We start from the raw sequence: 5,935 nt of genomic DNA on the forward strand, positions 1-5,935 counted from the left end.
AAAGGAATCTGAAAGCCTTATATTTACTGGCTTAGAGATTCCGAGAGATTATTATAAACAAAAGGAGGAACAGATAATGGGCATTGAACCTGTGGACCGCCGGGTGCGTAAGACCCGAAGACAGCTTCGTGAATGTCTTATAACATTGCTCAAGGAGAAAAAGGTCCAGGATATCACAGTTCGGGAGCTGACCGACATGGCGGACTTAAACCGGGGCACCTTTTATCTCCACTATAAGGATGTGTTTGACCTTCTGGAAAAAACAGAAGCCGAGCTCCAGGAAGATTTCAACCAATTGGTCTGTAAACATGACGCCGTGGATCTAAAACAGCGCCCTTCTGTCATATTCAATGAAATATATTCCTTAGTATATGATAACGCGGACCTGATTGAGATTCTTCTGGGGGAAAACGGGGATTTGAATTTTGTAAACCGTCTGAAACAGCTCATACGTGAAAAATGCCTGAAGGACTGGATGGAGGTATTCCGCTCCGGCAATGCAGCTGCCTTTGACGCATTCTTCTCCTTCATCGTGTCAGGATGCATCGGCCTGGTACAGTACTGGCTCCAGACAGGCCTCAAGGAAACACCGGAACAAATGGCAAAGCTGACAGAACACATCATCACCAAGGGAATCGGTGTCCTGGAAATTGATCCCTACGTATAATGACACCTGAACTGTTTCCATTTCCTAAAAATAGAGTCATGTGTGCGCAGTGGCATGTATATCCACAAACCGGATGAATTTTTCTCCATGTTATGATATGATGGGAAATAAACCACAACAGAAAACAGGAGAATACAATGGAAACACGAATTGAATACAGCCCCAAAGCAATGGTCCGCATCCGCAAAGGACAGGGACGTTCCCTGAAAGCCGGAGGCGCCTGGATTTACGACAATGAGATAGAGAGTGTCAATGGAGCCTTTGAAAACGGCGATATGGTAACCGTGGAGGACTTTGACGGATATCCCCTTGGTACCGGCTTCATCAATACCAAATCCAAGCTGACGGTCCGCATGATGTCCCGCAGAAAGGATACGGTCATTGACAGCGATTTTCTGGAAATGCGGGTGCGCAGTGCCTGGGACTACAGGAAGGCTGTGACAGATACCTCCAGCTGCCGCGTCATATTCGGGGAAGCCGACTTTCTGCCCGGTATTGTCATAGACAAATTTTCAGATGTGCTGGTAGTGGAATCCCTGGCCCTGGGAATCGACCGACTGAAGCCGGTCATTGTGGACAAGCTCAGAAAGGTCATGGCGGAGGACGGGATCACCATCCGTGGTGTCTACGAGCGCAGCGATGCCAAGGTCCGTCTGCAGGAGGGAATGGAGCGCCATAAGGGATTCATGGGAGATGCATTTGACACCAAGGTGGAAATCCTTGAAAATGGAGTCCGGTATATGGTGGATGTGGAGGACGGCCAGAAAACCGGCTTCTTCCTGGACCAGAAATACAACAGGCTGGCTGTCCAGAATCTCTGCCGCCGCATTCAGCCAAAGCAGGTGCTGGACTGCTTTACCCACACCGGGTCCTTTGCCCTCAACGCCGGTCTGGCAGGGTCCGCACATGTGCTGGGCGTGGACGCCTCGGAGCTGGCAGTAAACCAGGCCAGGGAAAACGCTGCCCTCAACGGCCTGACAGAACAGGTTCAGTTTGAGTGTGCCGATGTCTTCGACCTTCTTCCCAGGCTGGAGCAGGAAGGCCGCAAATACGACGTGGTTATCCTGGATCCGCCTGCATTTACAAAGTCCAGAAATTCCATTAAAAATGCAGTCAAGGGCTACCGCGAAATAAACCTGAGAGGCATGAAGCTGGTAAAGGACGGCGGCTATCTGGCCACCTGTTCCTGCTCCCATTTCATGGACCCGGAACTGTTTACCAAAACCATACGTGAAGCAGCGGGCAATGTACACAAACGGCTCAGGCAGGTGGAGTACAGGACCCAGGCAGCAGACCATCCCATTTTGTGGGCGGCGGACGAGTCTTATTACTTGAAATTCTATATTTTTCAGGTTTGTGACGAGAAATAGGTTTAAAAATAAAAAATCCCTGAATACCGGTATGAGATGCAATGTACGCCATTGCCGGTATTTTGGGGATTTTTCTTTTATTTTCCATGAACAAAAGGCAGGAAAAACGGATAAACTATAAGTGAGATTAGATGATAAAAAGATGCATTACTGTATGTATGTGGTTGTAGGGTTATGGCTGCAGGTTTATGACTGTACACTTATAGCTGTGCATTTCATAGAAAGGACCGGACATGATTATACTCATTATATTCCTGATACTGACTGTTCTATCCATTCTGGTCTGCTGTTTTGTGGCAGGCTCAACGCCTTATGACAGGGAGGCAGATGATGAGGCGCAGCTGGAATTTCTGCGTAAGTATAGGGAGTCAAAAAACAGGTGAACTGAATTCCTTCTATTTTCAAACCACTTTCCCACTTTCCCATTTTCCAGCCAGACGCATATTTTCCCGCGGATTCTCCCGTGGAACATGTCGATTACCGGATCCAGTCCAAAGGTGCACACGATGGTTCCAATGCCGATCTCCCCGCAAAAAAACGCCAGGACTACGCAAACCGCATCCAGGAATACCTTGGCGGGTCCCAGATTCATCCCCCTTTCATAGAGATCCACCACCAGATCATCGCTGGGATTGGTAGGGAATACGCTGATGATATAGCAGGCCACTGCAAATGCCACCACCACGCCTGCCGCCATGATAAGCAGGATAGCTGCCAGCCCTGTACCCTGTATAGGCGCCAGAACTGTCTTCCACATATCCGTAAATATACCCAGAAAAAAGGACGAAATAAATGTCTCCAGCCTCGGATATCCCTTTCTGATAAAAGCGGCCAGAAATACCACCAGAAAAGCGGTTGTATAAATGGCAAGGGATGTATTGATATTTAGCCATTCTGCCAGGGAAATACACTGGCGCCCAGGTTGACGTTGATGGTCAAGACCACGCCCATGGGTATGATTCCCACGCCGATGGCATAAAGCCCCAAATTGCAGGCCCATTCTTCGGGCGTCATAGATTTCCACTCTCTCAGACTCATGATTCATCCTGCCTTATCACAACATTATCCAGACTGCTGTGGTACGCCTGTCCCCTGAAATTCTCCAGCGTCATATCCCAGCATTCCTCCACATACAAAGCATGGCTGAAATCATGTTTCTCCGTCCCCTTAAATTTAACCTGGCAGTTCCGCAGAATCACATGGTCGGCTCTGCGCATATAAAATTCTGAAGTCTTGATCTCCTCTATCCTCTGTCCGTATCCCGGACCCAAATCGTACATTCCTTTGGGCCATTTGCTCTTGGCTCTGCACCACACGCACATTCTCAAAAAGAATAGCCTCAATATGGTTTCCCCGGCTTCCCGACAGGAATACGCCGTTTTCAGAGTCGCAGGTTATGTTGGAAAACCGCACATTGGTAGAATGCTCCGGGTCAATACAGTCAGAATTAGCCACATTCAAATCATTTAAAATCGGAAGGCCCCATATGAGCACATCGTCACAGCCAGCCGGATGCAGGGTCCAGAAGGGAGCATTTCTCATAATTACATCCTTAAATGAGATTTGATTGTAATACTCCACATAGACCAGCATAGGGCGCGGATAAAAATCATCCGTCACATAATACAGGCTTACTTGCTTCACGAAAGCATAGGCATTTCCGTCGATGGTTCCTTCTCCGAATACGGCTATGTTGTCAGCATCTTTTGCGTAAATAAACACATTAGGAAGGTTTCAGGGTCACCGGAGTTCCCACCTGTTCCAGATACAGCTCTACGTTTTCCTTTAAGATAATGGAGCCGGAATAAAAATGCTTTCCGCCCTCTACCCACCCCCACCCCCTCTTCCTCCTCCAGCCTTACTGCCGGCATCAATCGCTGCCTGGATAGCAGGCGCATCATCTGTGATGCAATTCACCTTTGCGCCAAAATCAAGCGCATTAAAAGTCATAGTCAAACACTCCTTTCCTCTGTCCTACACAGCGCCGACCAGGGTTGGAATCACCATAGAGAACCAGGGCACATAGGCCACCAGCATCACCTCCACATCAATGCCCGCCACGGAACAGCCGGAAAAAGAGGGCCGAACCCACCAGCGGGGTAATATTACCGATACCCAGGTTCATGATTATCATGATACCAAAATAAATGGGATGTATGTGTGAATACGTCATAGCGCACTTGATGTTTTTGTATATTTACTATAAAATATTAAGGGAGGGGGTGGGAGTAATTGATCGACAAATAAAAAAAGGGTGAGGTATGTCAATGTCAGAAACTAATGATGAAATAGAAATCTGCATCCCGGACCTACTACATTCCATCTGGGAGCTTCGTTGGATTGTATTATTACTTATTATACTGGGAGGCATAGCTGGCGCTATTCTGTCCTGGGACAGCAGTCCCTCTTACAAAGCAAGAGCTTCGATGATAGTAAATGCCAGAAATATTAATGACCTATATCAAAATGGGTCGGATGTTCCCAGAAATGAAGATATCCAAATAGCGAGAAATCTTGTAAAAACAGTGCAGCTTTTAGCAACAAGCAACCGTGTTCTGGAGTTGGTATTGGATACGGATGAATACAGCAATATTCCTCTGGAAGAATTAAAACAGGACATTTCTGTAACAGCTGAAGATGACACTACTTTTTTATGGCTTACCCTAAACTGGGAGAATCCACAGCAGGCCATATACATACTGAATCGTCTTATGGACGTTTTGCCTGAGGTAATGCTGGAGGTAATGGATATCGGCTCAGTTAATGTTATTGATACTGCGCGGCAGGCTCAGGGAGTATCCCTTTCATCTCAGCGAAATGTGGTAATTGGCATAGCTGTTGGTTTGATTTCAGGCTGTATTCTAGGCATTATCTACTATTTGTTCATGCCCAAAATACGTAACAGCAGTTCCTTGGAAGCTCTTGGCCTAGACATAATCGGCGAGATACCGTTTATTGAGTCTGATAAACATACCACTGAGGAGTTTCTGGTTAATAAGAATGTTCCTGAGGAATATCAGGTGGCATATGGACGGCTAGCCGCTGTCTTCTACTATTTGACCGAAAAAAACAAACAGCAGATAATTGCGGTGACTTCCAGCATTCCAGGGGAAGGAAAGTCAACCGTTGCCTATAATCTGGCTCTTCGTCTAACAGAGTTAGGATGTAAGGTTTTATTATTAGATTTTGATTTTAAAAAAGGGGTTCTTTATCAATTTGCCAGAAAAACAAAACCAAAAGATGGCGATAAACGCACTGAGCCCCGCATAGGAGAAAATCTAAGACAGCAAGTAGAACAGATGTATAATGGTATTTACACCATACAGGGGTTCTCTCAAAAAAATATCTTTCAGATTGATAATCAGATTTTTCCAGCCATTCAATCCATGAAAGATACATATAACTATATTCTAATTGATACGCCTCCAATAGGTACTCTGTCTGATGTACAGCTAATGCGCGGGCTCATGGATAGTGTTGTTTTAGTTGTTCGTCCTGACTGGGTATTACGCAGCGCCGTGGAGGATTCTCTGGACTCCCTGAAGAAATCCGGAATCCCGGTAACTGGCGGTATAGTAAATGGTAAAATACCGTTAATTGGAAACACCTTAAAACGCAATATTCAATCAAAAAATTCTTAAATCCCTGGAGGTCCGCCCCTGGCTTGGACCTCAGGGATTTTCTTTCGTTTTCATAAGCAAAGGTTTGTAAGATATCCCATAAGTACCTACCCGCTTCCATCAGCCCAACCTGCCACAACAAACGCATATCATCAAGCATAAAACTGTCTGCATTTTAACATTATAATAGAATACATACGAAAAACAATCCCCCCTATTAGCGTTATAATCTCTCGGAATCTCTAAGCCAGTAAATATAAGGCTTTCAGATTCCTTTT

The 5,935-nt window shown here is 46.0% G+C and carries 7 protein-coding genes; 3 read left to right on the top strand and 4 right to left on the bottom strand.

Going from position 1 to position 5,935, the window contains the following annotated elements:
• The first annotated feature begins 76 nt into the window (after positions 1 to 76).
• The gene (locus LI015_RS27595; RefSeq protein WP_002569790.1) at positions 77 to 667 is read left to right on the top strand and encodes a TetR/AcrR family transcriptional regulator; all 591 of its coding nucleotides are present in this window, start codon (positions 77 to 79) and stop codon (positions 665 to 667) included.
• A gap of 137 nt (positions 668 to 804) precedes the next feature.
• On the top strand, positions 805 to 2,037 hold the full coding sequence (locus LI015_RS27600; protein WP_118018687.1) for a class I SAM-dependent rRNA methyltransferase: 1,233 nt from the start codon (positions 805 to 807) through the stop codon (positions 2,035 to 2,037).
• A gap of 310 nt (positions 2,038 to 2,347) precedes the next feature.
• On the opposite strand, the gene LI015_RS27605 is transcribed toward LI015_RS27600, so the two are convergent.
• The 4 genes from LI015_RS27605 to LI015_RS27620 form a co-directional block, all read right to left on the bottom strand.
• Positions 2,348 to 2,794: a hypothetical protein gene (locus LI015_RS27605; RefSeq protein ID WP_227126748.1), complete on the bottom strand. Its 447-nt coding sequence runs from the start codon at positions 2,792 to 2,794 to the stop codon at positions 2,348 to 2,350.
• A 128-nt stretch (positions 2,795 to 2,922) separates the two neighbouring features.
• Complete coding sequence (locus tag LI015_RS27610; RefSeq protein ID WP_227126749.1) at positions 2,923 to 3,075, bottom strand: hypothetical protein; 153 nt, start codon at positions 3,073 to 3,075, stop codon at positions 2,923 to 2,925.
• A gap of 135 nt (positions 3,076 to 3,210) precedes the next feature.
• Positions 3,211 to 3,759, bottom strand: coding sequence for a glycosyl hydrolase family 28 protein (locus LI015_RS27615; RefSeq protein ID WP_227126750.1), 549 nt, complete (start codon positions 3,757 to 3,759; stop codon positions 3,211 to 3,213).
• A 102-nt stretch (positions 3,760 to 3,861) separates the two neighbouring features.
• A complete protein-coding gene (locus tag LI015_RS27620; RefSeq protein ID WP_227126751.1) occupies positions 3,862 to 3,987 on the bottom strand; it encodes a glycoside hydrolase family 55 protein in 126 nt (41 codons plus the stop codon).
• Positions 3,988 to 4,304: 317 nt separating this feature from the next.
• Here LI015_RS27620 and LI015_RS27625 point away from each other — a divergent pair, with 317 nt between their 5' ends.
• Positions 4,305 to 5,678 (top strand): polysaccharide biosynthesis tyrosine autokinase, encoded by a 1,374-nt coding sequence (locus tag LI015_RS27625; RefSeq protein WP_227126752.1) that lies wholly within the window; start codon positions 4,305 to 4,307, stop codon positions 5,676 to 5,678.
• Positions 5,679 to 5,935 lie beyond the last annotated feature (257 nt).

It is taken from the genome of Enterocloster sp. 210928-DFI.2.20, assembly GCF_020554465.1.
Taxonomy (GTDB): Bacteria; Bacillota; Clostridia; order Lachnospirales; family Lachnospiraceae; genus Enterocloster; species Enterocloster bolteae.

Excerpts from the sequence above, each read along its gene's own strand:
- LI015_RS27595 (WP_002569790.1), top strand. The coding sequence starts at position 77 with ATGGGCATTGAACCTGTGGACCGCCGGGTGCGTAAGACCCGAAGACAG.
- LI015_RS27600 (WP_118018687.1), top strand. The coding sequence starts at position 805 with ATGGAAACACGAATTGAATACAGCCCCAAAGCAATGGTCCGCATCCGC.
- LI015_RS27625 (WP_227126752.1), top strand. The coding sequence starts at position 4,305 with ATGTCAGAAACTAATGATGAAATAGAAATCTGCATCCCGGACCTACTA.
- LI015_RS27620 (WP_227126751.1), bottom strand. The coding sequence starts at position 3,987 with ATGACTTTTAATGCGCTTGATTTTGGCGCAAAGGTGAATTGCATCACA.
- LI015_RS27605 (WP_227126748.1), bottom strand. The coding sequence starts at position 2,794 with ATGTGGAAGACAGTTCTGGCGCCTATACAGGGTACAGGGCTGGCAGCT.
- LI015_RS27610 (WP_227126749.1), bottom strand. The coding sequence starts at position 3,075 with ATGAGTCTGAGAGAGTGGAAATCTATGACGCCCGAAGAATGGGCCTGC.